At 64.6% G+C, this 20,163-nt stretch carries 23 protein-coding genes; 5 read left to right on the top strand and 18 right to left on the bottom strand.

Going from position 1 to position 20,163, the window contains the following annotated elements; all coding sequences use genetic code 11:
- Positions 1–187 precede the first annotated feature (187 nt).
- The 8 genes from ACTIFF_RS13305 to ACTIFF_RS13270 form a co-directional block, all read right to left on the bottom strand.
- On the bottom strand, positions 188–919 hold the full coding sequence (locus ACTIFF_RS13305) for a peptidase (protein WP_439537260.1): 732 nt from the start codon (positions 917–919) through the stop codon (positions 188–190).
- 99 nt (positions 920–1,018) lie between these two features.
- Positions 1,019–1,831, bottom strand: a complete 813-nt coding sequence (locus ACTIFF_RS13300; RefSeq protein WP_257095544.1) for a transglutaminase family protein — start codon at positions 1,829–1,831, stop codon at positions 1,019–1,021.
- Positions 1,832–1,937: 106 nt separating this feature from the next.
- Positions 1,938–2,888 (bottom strand): alpha-E domain-containing protein, encoded by a 951-nt coding sequence (locus ACTIFF_RS13295; protein WP_257095546.1) that lies wholly within the window; start codon positions 2,886–2,888, stop codon positions 1,938–1,940.
- Between the two features lies 1 nt (position 2,889).
- Positions 2,890–4,311, bottom strand: a complete 1,422-nt coding sequence (locus ACTIFF_RS13290; RefSeq protein ID WP_439537309.1) for a circularly permuted type 2 ATP-grasp protein — start codon at positions 4,309–4,311, stop codon at positions 2,890–2,892.
- Between the two features lie 222 nt (positions 4,312–4,533).
- Positions 4,534–5,721: a beta-ketothiolase BktB gene (gene bktB / locus ACTIFF_RS13285; protein ID WP_439537259.1), complete on the bottom strand. Its 1,188-nt coding sequence runs from the start codon at positions 5,719–5,721 to the stop codon at positions 4,534–4,536.
- 43 nt (positions 5,722–5,764) lie between these two features.
- Positions 5,765–6,691, bottom strand: coding sequence for a CobD/CbiB family protein (locus ACTIFF_RS13280; RefSeq protein WP_439537258.1), 927 nt, complete (start codon positions 6,689–6,691; stop codon positions 5,765–5,767).
- Positions 6,692–6,790: 99 nt separating this feature from the next.
- Positions 6,791–7,405, bottom strand: a complete 615-nt coding sequence (locus ACTIFF_RS13275) for a CoA pyrophosphatase (RefSeq protein ID WP_439537257.1) — start codon at positions 7,403–7,405, stop codon at positions 6,791–6,793.
- Entirely contained in the window at positions 7,405–8,022 is a 618-nt protein-coding gene (locus tag ACTIFF_RS13270) for a retropepsin-like aspartic protease family protein (RefSeq protein WP_439537256.1), read from the bottom strand. Before ACTIFF_RS13270 ends, ACTIFF_RS13275 begins: the two co-directional genes overlap by 1 nt.
- 28 nt (positions 8,023–8,050) lie before the next feature.
- Here ACTIFF_RS13270 and ACTIFF_RS13265 point away from each other — a divergent pair, with 28 nt between their 5' ends.
- Complete coding sequence (locus tag ACTIFF_RS13265) at positions 8,051–8,755, top strand: type 1 glutamine amidotransferase (RefSeq protein WP_439537255.1); 705 nt, start codon at positions 8,051–8,053, stop codon at positions 8,753–8,755.
- Between the two features lie 36 nt (positions 8,756–8,791).
- On the opposite strand, the gene ACTIFF_RS13260 is transcribed toward ACTIFF_RS13265, so the two are convergent.
- The 6 genes from ACTIFF_RS13260 to ACTIFF_RS13235 all read right to left on the bottom strand — a co-directional run bounded on the left by ACTIFF_RS13260 (position 8,792) and on the right by ACTIFF_RS13235 (position 13,525).
- Positions 8,792–9,277, bottom strand: coding sequence for a YajQ family cyclic di-GMP-binding protein (locus tag ACTIFF_RS13260; RefSeq protein ID WP_069039796.1), 486 nt, complete (start codon positions 9,275–9,277; stop codon positions 8,792–8,794).
- Positions 9,278–9,301: 24 nt separating this feature from the next.
- Complete coding sequence (locus tag ACTIFF_RS13255; RefSeq protein ID WP_257079962.1) at positions 9,302–9,616, bottom strand: pyrimidine/purine nucleoside phosphorylase; 315 nt, start codon at positions 9,614–9,616, stop codon at positions 9,302–9,304.
- Between the two features lie 36 nt (positions 9,617–9,652).
- Complete coding sequence (locus tag ACTIFF_RS13250) at positions 9,653–10,891, bottom strand: argininosuccinate synthase (RefSeq protein WP_439537254.1); 1,239 nt, start codon at positions 10,889–10,891, stop codon at positions 9,653–9,655.
- A gap of 48 nt (positions 10,892–10,939) precedes the next feature.
- A complete protein-coding gene (argF, locus tag ACTIFF_RS13245; protein ID WP_439537253.1) occupies positions 10,940–11,863 on the bottom strand; it encodes an ornithine carbamoyltransferase in 924 nt (307 codons plus the stop codon).
- A 2-nt stretch (positions 11,864–11,865) separates the two neighbouring features.
- Positions 11,866–13,053, bottom strand: a complete 1,188-nt coding sequence (locus ACTIFF_RS13240; RefSeq protein ID WP_439537252.1) for an aspartate aminotransferase family protein — start codon at positions 13,051–13,053, stop codon at positions 11,866–11,868.
- A gap of 277 nt (positions 13,054–13,330) precedes the next feature.
- On the bottom strand, positions 13,331–13,525 hold the full coding sequence (locus tag ACTIFF_RS13235; RefSeq protein ID WP_439537251.1) for a hypothetical protein: 195 nt from the start codon (positions 13,523–13,525) through the stop codon (positions 13,331–13,333).
- Between the two features lie 183 nt (positions 13,526–13,708).
- Between ACTIFF_RS13235 and ACTIFF_RS13230 the strand changes: the two genes are divergently transcribed.
- On the top strand, positions 13,709–14,104 hold the full coding sequence (locus ACTIFF_RS13230) for a DUF3579 domain-containing protein (RefSeq protein ID WP_439537250.1): 396 nt from the start codon (positions 13,709–13,711) through the stop codon (positions 14,102–14,104).
- Positions 14,105–14,297: 193 nt separating this feature from the next.
- On the opposite strand, the gene rpsT is transcribed toward ACTIFF_RS13230, so the two are convergent.
- Positions 14,298–14,570, bottom strand: a complete 273-nt coding sequence (rpsT, locus tag ACTIFF_RS13225; protein WP_257080127.1) for a 30S ribosomal protein S20 — start codon at positions 14,568–14,570, stop codon at positions 14,298–14,300.
- A 141-nt stretch (positions 14,571–14,711) separates the two neighbouring features.
- Here rpsT and murJ point away from each other — a divergent pair, with 141 nt between their 5' ends.
- Positions 14,712–16,250 carry a murein biosynthesis integral membrane protein MurJ gene (gene murJ / locus ACTIFF_RS13220; protein ID WP_439537249.1) on the top strand — a complete coding sequence of 513 codons (1,539 nt, stop codon included), beginning with the start codon at positions 14,712–14,714 and terminating at the stop codon, positions 16,248–16,250.
- Between the two features lie 13 nt (positions 16,251–16,263).
- The gene (locus tag ACTIFF_RS13215; protein ID WP_439537248.1) at positions 16,264–16,890 is read left to right on the top strand and encodes a YbhB/YbcL family Raf kinase inhibitor-like protein; all 627 of its coding nucleotides are present in this window, start codon (positions 16,264–16,266) and stop codon (positions 16,888–16,890) included.
- A 7-nt stretch (positions 16,891–16,897) separates the two neighbouring features.
- Here ACTIFF_RS13215 and aroC read toward each other — a convergent pair whose 3' ends face one another.
- Complete coding sequence (gene aroC / locus ACTIFF_RS13210) at positions 16,898–18,067, bottom strand: chorismate synthase (RefSeq protein ID WP_439537247.1); 1,170 nt, start codon at positions 18,065–18,067, stop codon at positions 16,898–16,900.
- Positions 18,068–18,161: 94 nt separating this feature from the next.
- Here aroC and ACTIFF_RS13205 point away from each other — a divergent pair, with 94 nt between their 5' ends.
- Positions 18,162–18,821, top strand: a complete 660-nt coding sequence (locus tag ACTIFF_RS13205) for a hypothetical protein (protein WP_439537246.1) — start codon at positions 18,162–18,164, stop codon at positions 18,819–18,821.
- A gap of 18 nt (positions 18,822–18,839) precedes the next feature.
- On the opposite strand, the gene ACTIFF_RS13200 is transcribed toward ACTIFF_RS13205, so the two are convergent.
- On the bottom strand, positions 18,840–19,619 hold the full coding sequence (locus tag ACTIFF_RS13200) for an SDR family NAD(P)-dependent oxidoreductase (RefSeq protein ID WP_439537245.1): 780 nt from the start codon (positions 19,617–19,619) through the stop codon (positions 18,840–18,842).
- Entirely contained in the window at positions 19,619–20,161 is a 543-nt protein-coding gene (locus tag ACTIFF_RS13195; protein WP_439537308.1) for a DUF3833 domain-containing protein, read from the bottom strand. Before ACTIFF_RS13195 ends, ACTIFF_RS13200 begins: the two co-directional genes overlap by 1 nt.
- Between the last annotated feature and the right edge of the window lie 2 nt (positions 20,162–20,163).

Here is a 20,163-nt window from a genome sequence, read left to right as displayed (position 1 = left end):
CGCGTGCGCAATGCCAGTCGGCTCGAGCGAACATGCTCCGGACAGGTTCGTGGTTGGAATCCGGATTAACGACGGCCTTGCGGGAACCTTTAGCTTTGCGGGCGGACCGGCGAAAATGCCCGAAAGGACAACGGACCTGTACGGCGCAACGCGCGCCGCCACGCAGCGCACCGGGCCCCGAGCGCTATCAGCCCGGTATCCAGTCCGGCGAGGGCAGCGCGTGGAAGGCCTCGCGCAGGCTTTCGCCCCAGCGGCTGCGGATCATTTCGAAGTAGGCGTTGTCGGCGTCGATGCGCAGGCTGGAGCACACCTTGAGCCCGTCGCGCCGCAGCACCAGCAGGTCGAGCGGCAGTCCGACCGACAGGTTGGACCGTATGGTCGAATCCATCGAGATCAGCGCGCACTTGGCCGCATCGTCGAGCAAGGTTTCCGGGCGGATGACGCGATCGATGATGGGCTTTCCGTACTTGGCCTCGCCGATCTGGAAGTAAGGCGTGTCGCGTGTCGCCTCGATGAAATTGCCTGCAGAATAGATCTGGAACAGCCGCGGCACCTCACCCAGTATCTGACCGCCGAGGATGAAGGACGCGTTGAATTCGATGCCGAATTCCTGCAGGGCATCGGCGTCGCGGGCATATACCTCGCGCAGGCAGTCGCCGACATGGCGGGCCGCTTCGAACAGGTTCGCCACGGTGTGCAGGTTCGGGCCGTCGGTGGTCAGGCGCTCGCGCAACAGGCTCACCAGCGTCTGCGTGACCGCGAGATTGCCGGCGCTCATCAGCACGAGCACGCGTTCGCCCGCGCGCTCGAATACATTCATCTTGCGGAAGGTATTGATGTGATCGACCCCCGCATTGGTACGGGAATCGGACAGGCAGACCAGCCCGGCGTCGAGCAGCATGCCCACGCAGTAAGTCATGGCAGAAGTTCCGGCAGGTGTGGGAGAGGCATGTTATCCGTGTCGGCGGGCCTGTGCGCAGTGCGGCCCGAAAAGCCACAGCCGGGCGAACCTGCCCGCTCAGTGGCGGTGTACGGACACCCGCGTCACCGTCATCACGGCATGGTCAGCGGTGTCGCTCAGACGCACCGGGCAGGCGTCCAGATGATCGCGACCGACCGCCAGCCGGCAGTAGCCCTGCCCGGCCAGCGACCGTTCGAGCACATCGACACTGACCCAGCCGGCCTCGCCACCGGCAGCCGGGCCACTGGCCAGCCAGACATCGACCCAGGTGTGCGGCGCAGCCCATTCCCCGGCGGCATCGACCAGATAGCCGCTGACGAACCGCGCCGGCAGGCCGGCGGCACGACAGCAGGCGATGAAGGCATGCGCGATGTCGGCGCCGCAGCCGCGCCCGGCTTCGAATGCACTGGCGGCACCGGCCGGCGGCACGCATTCAGGTTGGTGGCGCACCGCCCCGCATACCGCGCCGCTCAGATCGAGCAGTTCGCCCACGGTGTCGCGTCGCGCGCGAAGATGGGTGGCCGCCATCGCATGCGCCTGCTCGTCGCTTTCGGTCAGTCGGCTGGTCGCCAGATAGGACAGGGGCGACAGCGTGCCCGCATCGCGCGGCATCCACGCCGCATCGTCGGTCATGCGAACCGTCCCGCTGACCAGAATGGACAACTCGCTGTGCGGGCGGTCCAGTGTCAGCAGGTGGCCGACATTGCCATGCGCATCGATCGAGCGGCGTGCGCTGCCCGGCGCCTGAACCTTCCAGGCCAGCGCCCGCTGGGTCGAATCCTCGCGCGGCGTCAGTCGCAGTTGCTGGATGCTGTACTGCACCGGCCGCGTGTAGCGCAGCGTGGTTTCGTGGCGGATGTCGAGCAGCATGGTTATCTCCTCTGATTTCAGCAGACAGGTCGTCGCCGGCCCGCCCCGGGACGACTTGGCCCCCTCGGAGGGCGGGACGGACGCAGGCCCGCCCCCCGAGAGGTGATCAACTTGACGACATCGGCACCAGGAAGTCTTCGGACACCCGGTTGCCCAGATCGATGACACGTACGATGAACTGCGTCAGGTATTCGTGCAGGCCACGCGCGAACACATCCTCGATGCGGCCGAACTTCAGGCTGGCCTGCAATTCGCCGGCACGTCTTTCGGTTTCGCTCGAACGGTAGTTCGACAGCGCATTCAGGTTTTCGAACACCTCGACCATGCTGGTGCGCAGCGAGCGCGGCATCTGGTCATTCAGGATCAGCAGTTCGGCGACCTTGACCGGCGTGATCAGATCGCGGTAGACCTTGCGATACACCTCGAATGCCGACACCGAGCGCAGCAGCGCGCTCCACTGGTAGTAATCGGCGGCGGTATCGGGCGGCGCCGCGCCGTCGACCAGCATGTGGTACTTCACGTCGATGAAGCGCGCGGTCGCGTCGGCCCGTTCGAGGAAGGTGCCAAGGCGGATGAAGTGAAACGCCTCGTCGCGCAGCATGGTGCCCAAGGTGACGCCGCGCGACAGGTGCGAGCGGAACTTGACCCACTCGAAGAATTCGCCGATTTCGCTGCCGGCGAGTTTCCAGCGCGGGTAGTCACGCATCTTGAGCCAGGTGTCGTTGGTGGTTTCCCACATTTCCGACGTGATGGTGCCGCGCACCGCGTGGGCGTTCTCGCGCGCCATGCGCAGGCAGCTCATGATCGACGACGAATTGGTGCCGTCGAACACCATGAATTCGAGCACCGATTCCATCGTGGCCGCACTGTGCTTGGCGCGGAAGGCGTCTTCCAGACCGGTGATCGACAGGGTCGCCCCCCAGCCGGCGTCGATGCCGCCTTCGGCCTGCGGCACCATGGACATGCGGTAATTCACGTCCAGCATGCGGGCGACGTTTTCGGCGCGCTCGATGTAGCGCGCCATCCAGTAGAGGTGATCTGCGGTACGGCTCAGCATGTCAGATTTCCAGTATCCAGGTGTCCTTGGTGCCGCCGCCCTGCGAGGAATTCACCACCAGCGATCCTTCGCGCAGTGCCACGCGGGTCAGGCCGCCCGGAACCATGTTGATGTCCTTGCCCGACAGCACGAACGGACGCAGGTCGATGTGGCGCGGCGCGATGCCGGCATCGACGAAGGTCGGGCACGCGGACAGCGCGAGCGTGGGCTGGGCGATGTAGCGATCCGGCGTGTCGATGATGAGCTGCCGGAAGCGTTCGATCTCCTCCTTCGTGGCACGCGGGCCGATCAGCATGCCGTAGCCGCCTGCGCCGTGCGTCTCCTTGACGACCAGTTCGTCCAGGTGGGACAGCACGTAAGCCAGATCGTCCGGCTTGCGGCACATGAAGGTCGGCACATTGTTCAGCAGCGGTTGTTCGCCAAGATAGAAGCGGATCATGTCCGGCACATAGGGATAGATCGACTTGTCGTCGGCCACGCCGGTACCGATCGCATTGGCCAGCGTGACATGTCCGTCGCGATAGACCTGAAGCAGCCCCGGCACGCCAAGCATGGAATCGGGCCGGAAGGCGAGCGGATCGAGGAAGTCGTCGTCGATGCGGCGATAGATCACATCCACCCGCTGCGGTCCCTGCGTGGTGCGCATGTACAGGTGCTCGTCACGCACGAACAGGTCCTGCCCCTCGACCAGTTCGACGCCCATCTGCTGGGCGAGGAAGGCGTGCTCGAAGTAGGCCGAATTGTAGGCGCCCGGTGTGAGCACGACGACCGTCGGATCGATGACCCCGGCCGGCGCGACCGCGCGCAGATTGGTCAGCAGCATGTCCGGATAGTGTTCGACCGGCGCCACGCGGTAGCGCGAGAACAGCTCCGGGAACAGCCGCATCATCATGCGCCGGTCTTCCAGCATGTAGGACACGCCGGAGGGCACGCGCAGATTGTCTTCCAGCACGTAGAACTCGCCTGCACCGGCACGCACCACGTCGACCCCGGCGATGTGGGCATAGATGCCGCCGGGCACATCGACGCCCTGCATTTCAGGGCGGTACTGACTGTTCGACAGGATCTGTTCGGCCGGCACGTGACCGGCCTTGATGATTTCCTGGTCGTGGTAGACGTCATTCAGGAACATGTTCAGCGCCTTGACCCGCTGGCGCAGGCCGGCCGCGAGCTGCTTCCACTCCTGCGCCGGAATGATGCGCGGCACGATGTCGAACGGGATCAGGCGTTCCTTGCCGGACTCTTCGCCATAGACGGCGAAGGTGATGCCGACGCGGTGAAAGACGAGGTCGGCTTCGGCACGCTTCTGGGCAATGCGCTCGGGGGGCGTTTCCGCAAGCCACTTCTTGTATCCGGCGTAGTGACTGCGCACCGTGCCGTCGGCACTGTTCATTTCGTCATAGATCGACGACGGATTTGCCATGATCATGTTGTCTCGGTGGTGATGTGGCGCTTGTGCTGACTTCATCCGGAGCACAGCGAGAAATGTGCCATGCCCCAAAGCCGCGTCGATACTTGAAAACCCCTGCCTCGAATGGGTTTTTGCACCACATCGGTGCGGCAACCGGATTCATCTGGTGCAGAGCTGCAAAACAAAACGCCCCGCAAGGTGCGGGGCGTTCCGGAGTGTTGAAGCCGCACGTGCTCAGATGCGTTCGATGATGCCGGCAATGCCCTGCCCGCCGCCGATGCACATCGTGATCAGGCCATAGCGACCGCCCGTGCGCTGCAGTTCGTACAGGCACTTGACGGTCAGGACGGCGCCGGTGGCACCGACCGGATGACCGAGACCCACTGCGCCGCCATTGACATTCACCTTGGCCGGATCGAGACCGAGTTCGCGCGTCACGCACATTGCCTGCACCGCAAAGGCCTCGTTCGATTCGATCACGTCGAGATCGGACGCCTTCAGGCCGGCGCGCGCGAGCGCCAGCTTGACTGCAGGAATCGGGCCTGTGCCCATGATGCTGGGCGCAACGCCGGCGACCGCATAGGACACCAGGCGGGCCAGCGGCCTGGCACCGGCGCGCGCCGCGGCACCCGCTTCCATCATGACGATGGCGGCCGCGCCGTCGTTGATGCCCGAGGCGTTGCCGGCCGTCACCGAGCCGTCCTTCTTGAACACCGGGCGCAGCTTGGCCATGCCTTCGATCGTGGCGTCACGACGGAAATGTTCGTCGGTGTCGATGACCGTCGTACCCTTCTTGGTCTGCACTTCAAGCGGCGCAATCTGCGACTTGAAATGGCCGGCATCAGTTGCGGCCGCCGCGCGGCGGTGCGATTCGACGGCGAACGCGTCCTGATCTTCGCGACCGAAACCGAACTGGCTGGCGATGTTCTCGGCCGTGATGCCCATGTGCGTCGTCTCGAAGGGATCGGTCAGTGCGCCGACCATCATGTCGATCATCTTGGTGTCGTTCATGCGGGCGCCCCAGCGCGCAGCCGGCATCAGGTAGCCGCCGCGGCTCATGGTTTCGACGCCACCGCCGACCGCACATTCGGCGTCGCCGAGCTGGATGGCATTGGCGGCCGACACGATGGCCTGGAAGCCGGAACCGCACAGGCGGTTGACGCCCATTGCGCAGGATTCCTGGGCCATGCCGGCATTGAGTGCGACGACGCGCGACACGTACATGTCACGCGCTTCGGTGTGGATCACGTTGCCGAACACCAGATGCTGCGCTTCCTTGGCATCGACACCGGCGCGCGCGAAGGCGGCCTTGACGACATGCGCGCCCAGATCACATGCCGTGAAATCCTTCAGCGAACCGCCGTAGGCACCGATCGGCGTACGCGCTGCACCCACGATCACCACTTCTCTCTTGTCAGCCATCGCCACAACCTCCCATGAAATCAGTTTCCGAACACGTTTCGAATCAGTTTCCGATATAGCCGGCCAGCGTCAGCAAGCCAAGCAGGATCAGACAGAACACCAGTGTGCGCCAGACGAGGCCAATCGCGCTTTGCATCAGATCAACATCGGCGTCGTTGCCCATGCCCAGTTCGGGCCGGTCAGCCACCTCGCCCAGCTCGAACAGCGGCGCACCGAGCTTGACGCCCAGTGCGCCTGCACCACTGGCCAGCAGGATGCCGGCCGCCTGTTCAGGCCACTTTGCCGCCTGCGTACGCCAGCAATGCACCGCATCCTCAAAATCGCCGACGATGGCGAACGTGGCGGCGGTCATGCGCACAGGTACCCAGTCCAGCCATTCGTACATGCGGCGCGCGAAGCGGCCGAACGCACCGAATTCGATGTTTTCCCGCCGCGCCCACGACCACGACAGGCGTTCGGTCAGGCGATACAGCAGCGGCCCGGTCGGCCCGGGCAGCAGGGCGAACAGCGCAAGCGGCGCCAGCACGTGCCGGTGCGCCGCGAGGATGCCCTGCTCGATGGACAGACGGGCGATTTCCTCGGTCTTCAGCCGGTCGGTATTGCGCTGCAGCCAGTCCGACAGCTCGCGCCGCGCAGTGTCCGGATCGTCGGCGCGCAGGGCGTCGGCAATCGCCTCGAAATGATGACTGAACTGGCGGAAACCCATGGTGGCGTAAAGCACCAGTACATTGAGTGCCCAACCGAGCAAGGGGTTGATCCACACCAGCACGAGGTACAGACACCACACCGCAAACACCGGCAGGCCGACTGCGAGCACCCAGGCGATCACGCCATGCCGCGCTTCACCGGCATTGAGCCGCTGTTCGAACCAGAAGGCGTAGCGGGCAAGCGGCCCCGCCACTACGCGTTCGTAGGACAGCGGTTTGTATTGCTCGATCAGGAGTGCGACGAAGAGGGACAGCCAAGTCATGAAGAAGCGTCAGTTACCGTGCCAGCCTGCGGACGATAGCACACCGCGGAATCCGGCGCCGGGCGGGCGTCCGCGGCCAGATGTCAACACAGCCCGTTGTCACCGTTGCAGTGGATGGTCGGCGAGCAGGTGCTCGGCGAAACTGATGATCATGCCGGCGGTCGCCCCCCAGATGTCGTAGCCCTGCCACGGCATGGCCCAGTATTCACGCATCACGCCTTCGTGCTCGATGCGGCCGCGCTTGCGGTTGGACGGATCGATCAGGAAGGACAGCGGCGTTTCGAAGGCTTCGGCGACCTCGAACGGATCGAGTCGCAGCGCAAGCGGCGCATGCAGAAGGCCGACCACCGGCGTCACCCGGAATCCGCTCGCCGTGATGAAGTAGTCGGGCAGGCGGCCGAGCAGCTCGACCTGTCCGGCTGCCAGACCGATTTCTTCCTGCGCTTCGCGCAGCGCGGTGGCTTCGGGCGACACATCACCCGGGTCGACCCGGCCACCCGGGAAGGCGATCTGGCCCGGGTGATCATAAAGATGGGCGCTGCGCCGGGTCAGCAGCAACGTCGGCTCGGCACCACCGATGACCACCGGCACCAGCACCGCGGCGGGCGTAAAGCCGGCGAAGCGCTCGTCGATCGGGCACGGCTGCAGCGCGCGCAGGCGACTGCGCAAACCATGCGGATCGAAACCGGCTGAAGAAAGCACGGGCGTATCCATCAGAAGCGCTGCCTCAGCGTCATGATCTGGCCCGTGCGCTGCATGTCCATCCGGTTCAGAAAGCTCATGCCCAGCAGCACGTGCGGCATGTCGGCTTCCATCACTGCCGCGTCGATATTGCTCAGCGTCACGCCACCCAGTTTGACGCTGGCCAGCTTGACCCGCCAGGCGCGCACCACGCCATTGGCGGTCTGCACCGTCATGACCGGGGCGGACGCGGTGCGGATGTTGGCGCGCAGCGCATCGCTGCGCCCGAGCGCGATGACCGTGGCGCCCGTATCCAGCAGGAAGCGCACAGGCGTGCCGTTGATCGCGCCATCGGACAGGAAGTGGCCCTGTGAATCGGCGTTCAGATGAATGGCGGCCGCGCCGGCATCGCTGCTGCGCGAGGAGGCGACATTTTCGCCGATGCGCAGCTGCACGCGCCGGCCCTCGACTTCAACCCATGCGCTGTCGCGGTCGACCGACAACAACCGGATGCCTTCCGGCGACCGCGCACCGACGGCCAGCGTACGCGGCGCGCCGCCATCGACCACCAGCACCGCCTTGCCGCCGAACACGCCGGCCAGCGACAGGTCGACCGCCTGCGCGGAACAGACCGCCAGCGACAGAAGCATCGCTAGAATGTACGCAGGAGGTCTATTGATGAAGCCCATTGCAGTTTTCCGTCACAGCCTGACCGAGGGGCCAGGACATATCGCAACATACATGAAAGGCATAGGCCGCGACATCAAGGTGATCGCCATCGACCGCGGAGATGTCGTTCCGCACGATCCGACCGCATTTGCCGGCCTGTGTTTCATGGGTGGCCCGATGAGTGTTAACGACCCGTTGCCCTGGATACCTGAGGTGCTGGCGCTGATCCGCCGCGCAATGGACGCCGACATCCCGGTCATCGGTCACTGTCTGGGCGGGCAGCTGATGTCGAAGGCGCTGGGTGGCACGGTGGGCGCCAATCCGGTCAAGGAGATCGGCTGGCGCGACGTGACGCTCAAAGGTACGGCTGCGCGCGAGTGGTTCGGCGACCGGGAGGGATTCCTGTCGTTTCACTGGCACGGTGAAACCTTTTCGCTGCCGGACGGTGCCACCCATCTGCTGGCGTCGGATGCCTGCACCCATCAGGCCTGGGCGATCGGCAAGCATCTGGCGATGCAGTGCCACATCGAAATGACCGAAGCGATGATCCGCGAGTGGTGTGTCGGCGGGCAGAAGGAAATCCGCGAAGCGTCGGCTCAGCCGACAGTGCAGTCGGCCGAAGGCATGCAACAGGACATCGAGGCGCGCGTGACGGCGCTGCACGCAGTGGCCGACTGCGCCTACGCCAAGTGGAGTGAAGGTCTGAAGGACTGAGCCGCGCCGCTGGCTGAGGGCGCGGGCGCGCGCCGCTCAGTCGCGGAAATTGCCGAACTGCAGCGGGATGTCGGTCACCTGCTTGCGCAGCAGTGCGATCGCGTCCTGCAGCACATCACGCTTGGCGCCGGTGACGCGCACTTCCTCGCCCTGGATGCTGCCCTGCACCTTGAGCTTGCTGTCCTTGAGGATGCGCACGATCTTCTTGGCCGATTCGCTCTCGATGCCGACCTTCAGCTTGAGCTCCTGCTTCGACTTGTTGCCGCTGATCTTCTGCGCGTCGCCACGCTCGATCGAACGTACGTCGATGTTGCGCTTGGCGAACTTGGTCAGCAGCACGTCGTAGACCTGGTCGAGCTTGAAGTCGTCGTCGGCGAACAGGGTCAGCAGCTTGTCACCCTGCTCGACGCGCGCATCCGACCCCTTGAAGTCGAAGCGGTTGGCAATTTCCTTGTTCGCCTGATCGACCGCATTGCGCAGTTCGACCATGTCGATTTCGGAACTGATGTCGAAGGAAGGCATGCGTCGGTTCCCGGAAGTGTCCGCTCAGCCGAAGTGGCAGACGTAGTGATAGGGCTCGCCGGTGACCTCGATGTCGAATGACGAGTTGCCCGGCACATCATAGGACTCGCCTGCGCCGTAGGTCTTCCACGCCGTCTCACCCTTCAGGCGCACACGGCAGCTGCCTGCCACGCCTTCCATGATCTCCGGTGCGCCGGTGTTGAAGGTGAGCGTGGCCGGCAGGATGACGCCGACCGACTTCTTCGTGCCGTCGGCGAACTGGATGCTGTGGCTGACGCACTTGCCGTCGAAATAGACGTTGGCCTTCTTGACGACATTCACGTTGTCGAACTGGGACATGCTTCCGTTCCTGTAAGTGGGTAGGCGACTGGAGACTTACTTGCCGCGCCTGATCGCCGCGTTGGCGGCAATGCGCATGCGCAGCGCGTTCAGCTTGATGAAACCGGCCGCGTCCTTCTGGTCGTACGCACCGGCGTCGTCCTCGAAGGTGGCGATGGTCGGATCGAACAGCGAATCGGTCTTCGAATCGCGCGCGACGACGACGACATTGCCCTTGTACAGCTTCAGCCGCACCCAGCCATTGACCGATTGCTGCGTGTGGTCGATCAGCGCCTGCAGCGCGCGGCGCTCCGGGCTCCACCAGTAGCCGGTGTAGATGATGCTGGCGTAGCGCGGCATCAGGTCGTCCTTCAGATGGGCGACTTCGCGGTCCAGCGTGATCGACTCGATGGCGCGGTGGGCGCGCAGCAGGATGGTGCCGCCCGGCGTTTCGTAGCAGCCGCGCGATTTCATGCCGACGTAGCGGTTCTCGACCAGGTCGAGGCGGCCGATGCCGTGCTTGCCACCGATCTGGTTCAGCGAAGCCAGAAGCTCGTGCGCCTTCATGCGCGTGCCGTTGATGCTGACCAGGTCGCCGCGCTCGAATTCGAGGTCGAGGTATTCGGCCGCGTCCGGTGCCGCTTCCGGCGACACCGTCCAGCGCCACATCGACTCTTCGGCCTCGGCGGACGGATCTTCCAGATGACGGCCTTCGTAGCTGATGTGCAGCAGATTGGCGTCCATCGAATACGGCGAGCCACCCTGCTTGTGCTTCATTTCGATCGGTATGCCGTGCGTTTCGGCGTAGGCGAGCAGCTTTTCGCGCGACAGCAGATCCCACTCGCGCCACGGTGCGATCACCTTCACGTTCGGCATCAAGGCGTAGGCACCCAGCTCGAAACGCACCTGGTCGTTGCCCTTGCCGGTCGCGCCGTGCGAAATGGCGGTGGCGCCCGTTTCGCGGGCGATGTCGATCAGGCGCTTGGCGATCAGCGGGCGCGCGATCGAGGTGCCAAGCAGGTATTCGCCCTCGTAGATCGTGTTGGCACGGAACATCGGAAACACGAAGTCGCGCACGAACTCCTCGCGCAGGTCGTCGATGTAGATGTTCTCCGGCTTGATGCCCAGCTTGATCGCCTTGGCGCGCGCCGGTTCGAGCTCTTCACCCTGGCCGAGATCGGCGGTGAAGGTCACGATTTCGCACTGGTACACATCCTGCAGCCACTTCAGGATGACCGAGGTGTCCAGGCCGCCCGAATAGGCCAGGACCACTTTCTTGATGTCGCCGCTACTCATCGTGCCACTCATCGTATTTCGTCTTTCGCTTTCAGTTGATTCGTCGATTCAGCTGCCGGACACGCGGCCCAGCAGCAGGAATTCCATCAGCGCCTTCTGCGCGTGCAGGCGGTTTTCGGCTTCTTCCCACACCACCGAATGCGGGCCGTCGATCACGTCTGCGCTGACCTCTTCGCCGCGATGTGCCGGCAGGCAGTGCATGAACAGCGAATCCGGCTTCGCGGCCTTCATCATGTCGGCGTCGACCTGCCAGTCGGCGAACGCCGCGGCGCGCGCCTCGTTCTCCGCTTCCCAGCCCATCGAGGTCCATACGTCGGTGGTGACCAGATCAGCGCCGCGCGCGGCGTCCATCGGGTCGGCGAAACATTCGTGATGATCGGTACCCACGCCGGCGCGCTCCGGTTCCACCTCGTAGCCGGGCGGCGTCGAAACATTGAGCTTGAAGTCGAACAGCTCGGCCGCCTGCATCCACGTGTGGCACATATTGTTCGAGTCACCGATCCAGGCCACCGTGCGGCCGGAAATCTCGCCGCGGTGCTCGATCCAGGTGTAGATGTCGGCCAGCACCTGACACGGGTGGTATTCGTTGGTCAGACCATTGATGACCGGCACCCGCGAGTTGGCGGCGAAACGCTCGATGATGGTCTGTTCGAAGGTACGGATCATGACCACGTCGCACATGCGCGAAATGACCTGCGCCGCGTCTTCCACCGGCTCACCGCGTCCAAGCTGCGAATCACGCGTGTTCAGGTAGATGGCGCTGCCCCCCATCTGGTGCATGCCGGCTTCGAACGACAGCCGCGTGCGCGTGCTCTGCTTTTCGAAAATCATCACCAGCGTGCGGTCCTGCAGCGGCCAGTACTGTTCGTAGCGCTTGAACTTGTCCTTGATCCAGCGCGTGCGGGCAAAGACATGGTCGAGTTCTTCGCGCGACAGGTCGGTCAGCTGAAGAAAGTGTCTGGGTCGGGTCATCGTCAGGCGGCGAGCTGGGCGCCCGCGAGAAAGTTGCGGATGAGGGGCGCCAGGCGCTGCACCAGTTCCTGGCTGTCGGCATCGGAATAGATCAGCGGCGGCACCAGACGGATCGTGCTCTCCGACGTGACGTTGATCAGCACGCCCGCTTCGAGCGCCTGCGCGACCAGCGCACCGCACGGCCGGTCGAGTTCGACACCGATCATCATGCCGACGCCACGAATGTCCTTCACGCCGGCGGTGTCAGCCAGTGCCGTGCTGAAGGCGGCGCGGATGGCATCGCCCTGACGTACGGCGTTTTCCCTCAAGCCATCGCGCTCGACCACATGCAGCGTGGTCAGCGCCGCGGCGCAGGCCAAGGGGTTGCCACCGAAGGTCGAGCCGTGCGTGCCGGGCTTGAACACACCGGCTGCCGGACCGCGCGCGAGGCAGGCGCCGATCGGCACACCCGAGCCAAGGCCCTTTGCCAGCGTCATCACGTCGGGCTCGATGCCTGCATGCTGAAAGGCGAACCAGCTGCCAGTCCGGCCAACGCCGCTCTGCACCTCGTCGACCATCATCAGCCATTGATGCTGGGTGCACAGTTCGCGCAGCTCGCGCACGTAGGCCAGATCGGCGGGATGAATGCCGCCCTCGCCCTGAACCGGCTCGAAAAGCACGGCCACCACATTGCGGTTGTGTTCGGCGATGGCCTTCACGGCGGCGATGTCACTGAACGGCACCCGGTAGAACCCCGGCGTCAGCGGCTCAAACCCGGCCTGCACCTTGCGGTTGCCGGTGGCCGACAATGTGGCCAGCGTGCGTCCGTGGAAGGCGTGTTCCATGACGATGATGCCCGGCAGTTCGACACCGCGCTGATGACCGTACAGGCGTGCCAGCTTGATGGCGGCCTCGTTGGCTTCGCAACCGGAATTGCAGAAGAACACCTCGTCCATGCCCGACAGCGCGGCCAGACGATCCGACAGGTCCTCCTGCGCGGTCACCCGGTAGAGGTTCGAACAATGGATCATTTGGGCCGCCTGGCGGGAAATCGCCTGCACCAGATCGGGGTGGCCATGGCCCAGCGTGTTGACCGCCACGCCCGCCATCGCGTCCAGATACTCGCGCCCGGCGTCGTCATACAGGCGCGCGCCCTTGCCGTGCGTGAAGGCGACCGGCTGCCGGCCGTAGGTATTCATCAGATGCGTCATCGAAAGCTCCGCGACCGCGTGGCGAGTGTGCCGTCAGGCGCACTACGGAAAACGAAAAAAGCACGGCGGCTCGCGCCGCCGTGCTTGATCAAGCCAAGATTTTAGTGCAAAGCCGTCACGCTGTGTAGCGCCAGACCTTCATGTGCGGCGCACATCGTCACTGCAGCGCAGCAACGAGCGCAGGCGACACACCGCTTCACGACCCGCCTGAAATGGACGACAGCATCGCTAGCGCCTTGATCCGAAACGGATCACCGGCAGATGTGACGCGCCGACCTCAGTCTGGCACAAAGCGTGCTAACACCGAGCAGCCCATGTAGATCTGTTTCAGCTTGCGCTCGGCATCGTCTGCCGACGTACCCGGAATGCTCAGGTTCTCCATCAACACGCCACTGCGTGTGCGAATGCTGAATCCGAACCGTGCTACTTGAGACCGCACCGTCGAAGGCTTCGTTGCCTTGTGAGCGCGCATGGGTGAATTAAGCATAAATCGCAATCTCGTCATGGAGATAGCGCGAGTATAGAAACTAGTTGGTAACTTTACAATTCGTTCCGATTGTTTTTTAAGGGATTTCTGGTTTGACTCGCTTTGCCTGCCGGCACACGCATCCGCGACCCGGGTCAAGAATTCCATTGCACAGGCCGTAAATCCGATATGAGCGCCGTACCGCATCTCGAAGCCGCAGCTTTATCGATTGCCGATTCACCGGCAAACGAAGTCCTGTCGACACGCCATGGCGATGACGCGTTGCGCGACGGGGGCCGCGCTCCGCGCAGTTTCACCATCATCGGCGCCACCGCGAATGGCAGGGCGTTCCGACCCAGCGACTGGTGCGACCGTCTGTGCGGCGTGATGTCGTCGTTCGGAAGCCAGCGCAAGATGCGCTACTCGCCATTTGTGCGGCCGGGGTGCTGGATCACCGGGGAAAAGTGTGTTTTCGTCGATGCGCGGCTGTATGAGCTCGAACCGCTGGCTTACAACTTCCTGATGCACTTCGCGCGCGACAACGGCTTGCGCGTCGACTACCAGGTCAGCGACACGCTGCCCTGACGGGCATGGCCGCAAGGGGCCTGCGTCGTCCGGAATGCGGACGGAGCGTGACCGCGGGAATCCACGACACGTATGAATTCCGGATTGATCATCCGGAGGACCCGCCCGACGCCTCAAACGGTTGCGCCGGAAATGCTGCCGGAGAAAACAAAAAAGCCGACCCGAAGGTCGGCTTTTTCATTCGTATCGAGTCTCAGGCGGCTGCGGCCATCGACTTGATCGCACCGGACAGGCGGCTCTTGTGGCGAGCGGCCTTGTTCTTGTGAATGATGTTCTTGTCGGCGATGCTGTCGATCGTCGTCTGAGCCTTCAGGAAGATCGCCTGCGCGGCCTGCTTGTCGCCGGCGAGAATCGCCTTGCGGACATTCTTGATCGCCGTGCGCAGTTCAGAGCGCTGGCTCGTGTTGTGGTCGCGACGAACGTTTGCCTGACGGGCGCGCTTGCGTGCTTGTGCTGAATTGGCCATGTTGCGAACTCGTGTTCGGGAAAACACGCGAATATACATAAGCACACAGTGCGGCGCAAGCCCCCGTTCGTGCTCCCGGCAGGCACGTTCGCGCTGCGCGCTCTGGTAAGGTGCGCGCTGACCCGGCATCGCCTTCTTTCGATGAATCTGCTCCGCGCACTCGCAACCGTCAGCAGCATGACACTGCTGTCGCGCATCCTCGGCTTCGTACGCGACTTCTTCATCGCACGTGCTTTCGGTGCGGGTGCCGCGACCGACGCCTTCTTCGTCGCCTTCCGTCTGCCCAACCTGTTGCGCCGCATGTTCGCCGAAGGTGCGTTTTCGCAGGCCTTCGTGCCCATTCTCGGCGAGTACCGCAACCGGCGCGGCACCGACGATACACGGGCGCTGATCGATCGGGTGGCGACCCTGCTGGCGCTGATCGTCACCGGCGTGACGCTGCTCGGCATCCTCGGCGCGCCGTGGCTGATCTACATATCCGCCCCGGGTTTCGCCGCCGACGCCGAGAAATTCGACCTGACGGTCATGCTGACCCGCATCACCTTTCCCTACATCCTTTTCATGTCGCTGGTGGCCATGGCCGGCGGCGTGCTGAACACCTTCAGCCGCTTCGCGATACCGGCATTCACACCGGTACTGCTGAATCTGAGCTTCATCGGCATGAGCCTGTTCGCGGCACCCTTCTTCGATCCGCCTGTGCTGGCGCTCGCCTGGGCGGTATTCATCGGTGGCGTATTGCAGCTGGCGCTGCAGGTGCCAGCACTGATGCGCATCGGCATGCTGCCGCGCATCAGGCTCGATCTGCAGGACCCCGGCGTGCGGCGTGTTTTCAAGTTGATGCTGCCGGCCATCCTCGGCGTGTCGGTGTCGCAGATTTCACTGCTGATCAACACCATCTTCGCGTCCTTCCTCGAAAGCGGATCGGTGTCGTGGCTGTATTACGCCGATCGCCTGATGGAATTTCCGGCCGGTCTGCTCGGCGTGGCGCTGGGTACCATCCTGCTGCCTTCGCTGTCGCGCAGCCATGCAGACGGCAATGCCGGCGAATTTTCAGGCCTGCTCGACTGGGGCCTGCGGCTGACCCTGATGCTCACGCTGCCGGCTGCACTGGCGCTCGCCCTGCTCGCCACGCCGCTGGTGGCCACGCTGTTCCACCACGGCCAGTTCACGGCGCACGATGTGCTGCAGACGCGCAACGCACTGGTCGCCTACAGTGTCGGCCTGACGGGGCTGATCCTCGTGAAAGTGCTCGCGCCAGGCTTCTATTCACGCCAGGATATCCGCACGCCTGTAAAAATCGCGCTCGGCGTGCTGGTGCTGACGCAACTGATGAACCTCGCCTTCATCAAACCGCTGGCGCACGCCGGGCTGGCGCTGTCGATCGGTCTCGCTTCGCTGGTCAACGCCGCACTGCTGTATCGCGGCCTGCGGCGCATCGGCGCCTACCTGCCGGCACCCGGATGGACCGCTTTCTGGCTGAAAATCCTGGTCGCGCTGGCCGTCATGGGCGGCGTGTTGTACGTCAGCGCCGATCTTGCCGGCGACTGGCTGCGCGCAGGTACGATGACGCGCATCCTGAACCTGACGTGGATCGTTCTGGCGGGCGCAGGTGCCTACTTCGCCACGCTGTTTGCACTGGGTTTCCGGCTGCGCGACTTTTCGCGGCGCGCAACATCCTGACTGGAGGGCAAGCATGAAACTGACGAGCAACAACTTCGCAGACAACAGCCGCATTCCGGGCGAAAACGCCTTCTGTATTCCGGCCGCCACCGGCCACGTCTGCCTGGGCGCGAACCGCAACCCGCATCTCGCCTGGTCCGGCCTGCCGACCGGCACCCGGTCGCTGGTACTGATCTGCAACGATCCGGACGTACCGACCCGGCCGGACGATGTGAATCAGGAAGGACGCACCGTGCCGGCCAGTCTGCCGCGCACCGATTTTTCGCACTGGGTGCTGGTGGATCTCGCCCCGTCAGGGGAAATCGCCGAAGGCGAGTTCTCGTCCGACGTGACGCCGTGCGGCAAGCCGGGACCGACCGGACCGCGCGGCACGCGCCAGGGCATCAATGACTACACGGCCTGGTTCGCCGGCGACGAGCAGATGAAGGGCGACTACTACGGCTACGACGGTCCCTGCCCGCCGTGGAATGACGAAATCCTGCATCACTACGTGTTCACGCTGTACGCGCTGGACATCGAGCGGCTGCCGGTCGACGGGCGTTTCACCGCCGCCGATGCACTCAAGGCCATGGCTGGCCGGGTACTCGGAGAAGCGAAGCTGACCGGGGTTTACTCGCTGAACCCGGCAGTCGCCGGCTGACGCACCCTCAGGCCTCGTCCGGCTCCGGATCATCGACCGCCGCGTCGCGCTGCGCGCGGATGCCGGCGATCACGTCGGCCGGCGCCGCAGCGGCGATGCGTGGCGTCGCGCATTCGACGTCGCCGCACTGCGCGCGGTGGCGCAGCGCATGGTCGATCAGCACCAGCGCCAGCATGGCTTCGGCTACCGGCGTCGCGCGGATGCCGACACACGGATCGTGACGGCCGTGCGTGTTGACGATGACCGGGTTGCCCGCCTTGTCGATCGAATGGCGGTCAAGCCGGATGCTCGAAGTCGGCTTGATGGCGATCGATACGCGCACATCCTGTCCGGTTGAAATGCCACCGAGCACACCGCCGGCATTGTTCGACAGATAGCCCTGCGGCGACATTTCGTCCGAATGTTCGGTACCGCGCTGCTCGACACTCGCAAAACCGGCGCCGATTTCGACACCCTTGACTGCATTGATGCCCATCATGGCGTGCGCGATATCGGCATCCAGCCGGTCGTACACCGGCTCGCCCCAGCCAACCGGCACACCGGATGCCATGACATCGATGCGCGCGCCGCAGGAATCTCCGGACTTGCGCAGCGTGTCCATGAAGGCCTCGAGTTCGGGCACGATGGCCGCGTCGGGGGCGAAGAAGGGGTTGTCCGCGATGGCGGCACGGTCACGGTAGCTGATGCGCAGCGGACCGAGCTGACTCATCCAGCCGTGGATGTCGATGCCGTGGCGCTCCTTCAGCCACTTGCGTGCGATCGCGCCGGCCGCCACGCGCACCGCGGTTTCGCGCGCCGACGAACGGCCGCCACCACGGTGGTCGCGGATGCCGTACTTCTGCCAGTAGGCGTAGTCGGCATGCCCCGGGCGGAAGGTTTCGGCTATGTTGCCGTAGTCCTTCGAACGCTGGTCCTGGTTGCGGATGAGCAGTGCGATCGGCGTGCCGGTCGTCACACCGTCGAACACCCCTGACAGGATTTCCACTTCGTCCGGCTCGCGCCGCTGCGTCACGTGACGCGATGTGCCGGGCTTGCGCCGATCAAGTTCATGCTGGATGTCGGCAGCGGTCAGCGCCAGCCCCGGCGGGCAGCCATCGACCACGCAGCCGATCGCCGGGCCGTGCGATTCACCGAAGGATGTGACACAGAACAGCGTGCCCAAAGTGTTGCCGGACATGGGAAAACCCGCGATTTTTCAAGGCCCGGAGTTTACCATGCGCCCCGGTCGCGCCTTTCCGCCGCACACCACCCGTGATTGCACCCGCCTCGCCATGACACAACGCTTCGCCCTCATCATCGTGCTCACCATCGTCGCTGGCCTGTGGCTCGACGGGCAGGCCTACGCCTGGGCACAGCCGGTGGTGTCCATCTGGACCTGGATGCTGTTCGGCCTGCTGTGCTGGCGCGCCGATACCGACCATCGCCGGCTGTGGCTGGTCTGCCTGGCGTGGGCGACCTTCGGCGAAATCGTGCTCGCGCTGGTCTGGGGGCTGTACGAATACCGGCTCGGCAATCTGCCGCTGTTCGTGCCGCCCGGCCATGTGCTGCTGTTCGCGCTCGGCATGTGGCTCACCGAGCGGCTGCCCGCTTCACTGCCGGACGCCGTTCCGGCACTGGGCGCCGGTCTGGTCCTGTCCTTCGCGTGGCTGGAGGCCGACACCATCAGCCTGCTGCTGTTCGCCTTCTTCCTGCTGTGCATCCGGTACGGTCCGTCACCCCGGCTGTACGGCACCATGTTCGCGCTTGCACTGCTGATGGAACTGTACGGCACGGCGATGGGCAACTGGACCTGGGCGCTGCTCGTTCCGGGGCTGCCGTTTACCGCCGCCAATCCGCCGATCGCGGCCGGTGCGTTCTACTGCGCGCTGGACTGGCTGGCGGGGCTCGCGATGCGTCGGGGCGACACCGCCGCGACGGTCGAGGTGCGCTGAGCCACGCGTCGTTGGGCGTCAAAGCCCGGTCATCCGCCGCACGGCGGCGAAATACATCCGGTAGGGCAGCAGTCGCAGCAGCAGCAGCCAGCGCGTGAAGCGGTGCGGAAAGTGGATGTGGAACTCGCCGCGGGCGAGGCCGTTCAGGATGTGCCCTGCCGCCTCGTCGGAGGAAATGAGGGCGGGCATCTTGAAGTCGTTCTGAGCGGTGAGCGGCGTTTCGACGAAGCCGGGGCAGACCAGATGCACGCCCAGCCCGCGCGGCCGCACGTCCATGAAGAGTGTTTCGGCGAAGTTGATCAGCGCAGCCTTGGTCGCACCGTAGATGATGGCCTTCGGCAGGCCGCGATAACCCGCCACGCTGGACAGGATGACCAGCGCACCCGACTGCGCGGCCAGCATGCCGGGCAGCACTGCGGCACAGCCCTTCATGACGGCGGCGACATTGGTGTTCAGCGTGGCGTCGATGTCCGCCGGATCCAGTTCCCAGGCACGCACGGCCTGATAGCGTGCGGCGACGAACAGCACGGCATCGATGCCGCCCCAGCGCGCGGTCAGCGTGGCGGCCGCACGCGTCAGTGCGTCGGGTTCGGCCACGTCGAGCGGCAGCACCACGGCCTGGGGAGACAGCGAACCCAGCTGCGCGAGCTTGTCCGCACTGCGCGCCGACAACGCCACCCGGGCGCCGTCGGCCATCAGCCGGCGCGCCAGCGCTTCGCCGATGCCGGACGATGCGCCGATGAGCCAGACGCGTTTGCCCGACCAGTCGGCCAGCGGCGGATTCAGCGGCGCGAACATCAGGGCGCGCCGCGGGTGAACGACAGCGTCACCTCGCCGAGGTGGATGCCGAATTTGCTCATTGCAGAGCGGTTGAGCATCACCTTGTCGTCGATCATGTACATCCAGTCGTCGAAGTCGACGTTGTAGACGCTGCCATCGACCGGCAGCGCCAGCACGTAACGCCAGCGCAGCGCACTGCCGCTTGCCTCACCGGTCGCTTCGCCGATGACGTCGTCGGCACGGCCGGTGTAGCGCCCGTTGCCCAGATCCCGGATGGTCCAGACGCGGCGGCTGGTCGTGCCGTCGCTCCATGAAAAGTGTTCATCCAGCGTGCCGGTGTCGCCTTCCCAGCGCGCCTCGATGCGCACCGTGAAGCGCTTGATCACCTCGCCGCCACGGTCCTGGAACATGCCCCAGCCATTGATCGTGCCGTTGAAGTAGGTGCGCAGGTCCATGGCGGGCTTCTGCCCTGCATAACGATCGACCGCCACGCCACCACACCCGGCCACCAGCACGGCGGCGCACAGCGCGCCGATGAAGTTCCGCATCCGCCACAACATCG

This window comes from Methyloversatilis sp., assembly GCF_051861465.1.
Taxonomy (GTDB): Bacteria; Pseudomonadota; Gammaproteobacteria; order Burkholderiales; family Rhodocyclaceae; genus Methyloversatilis.
This window is presented reverse-complemented; position numbering and strand designations above follow the sequence as displayed.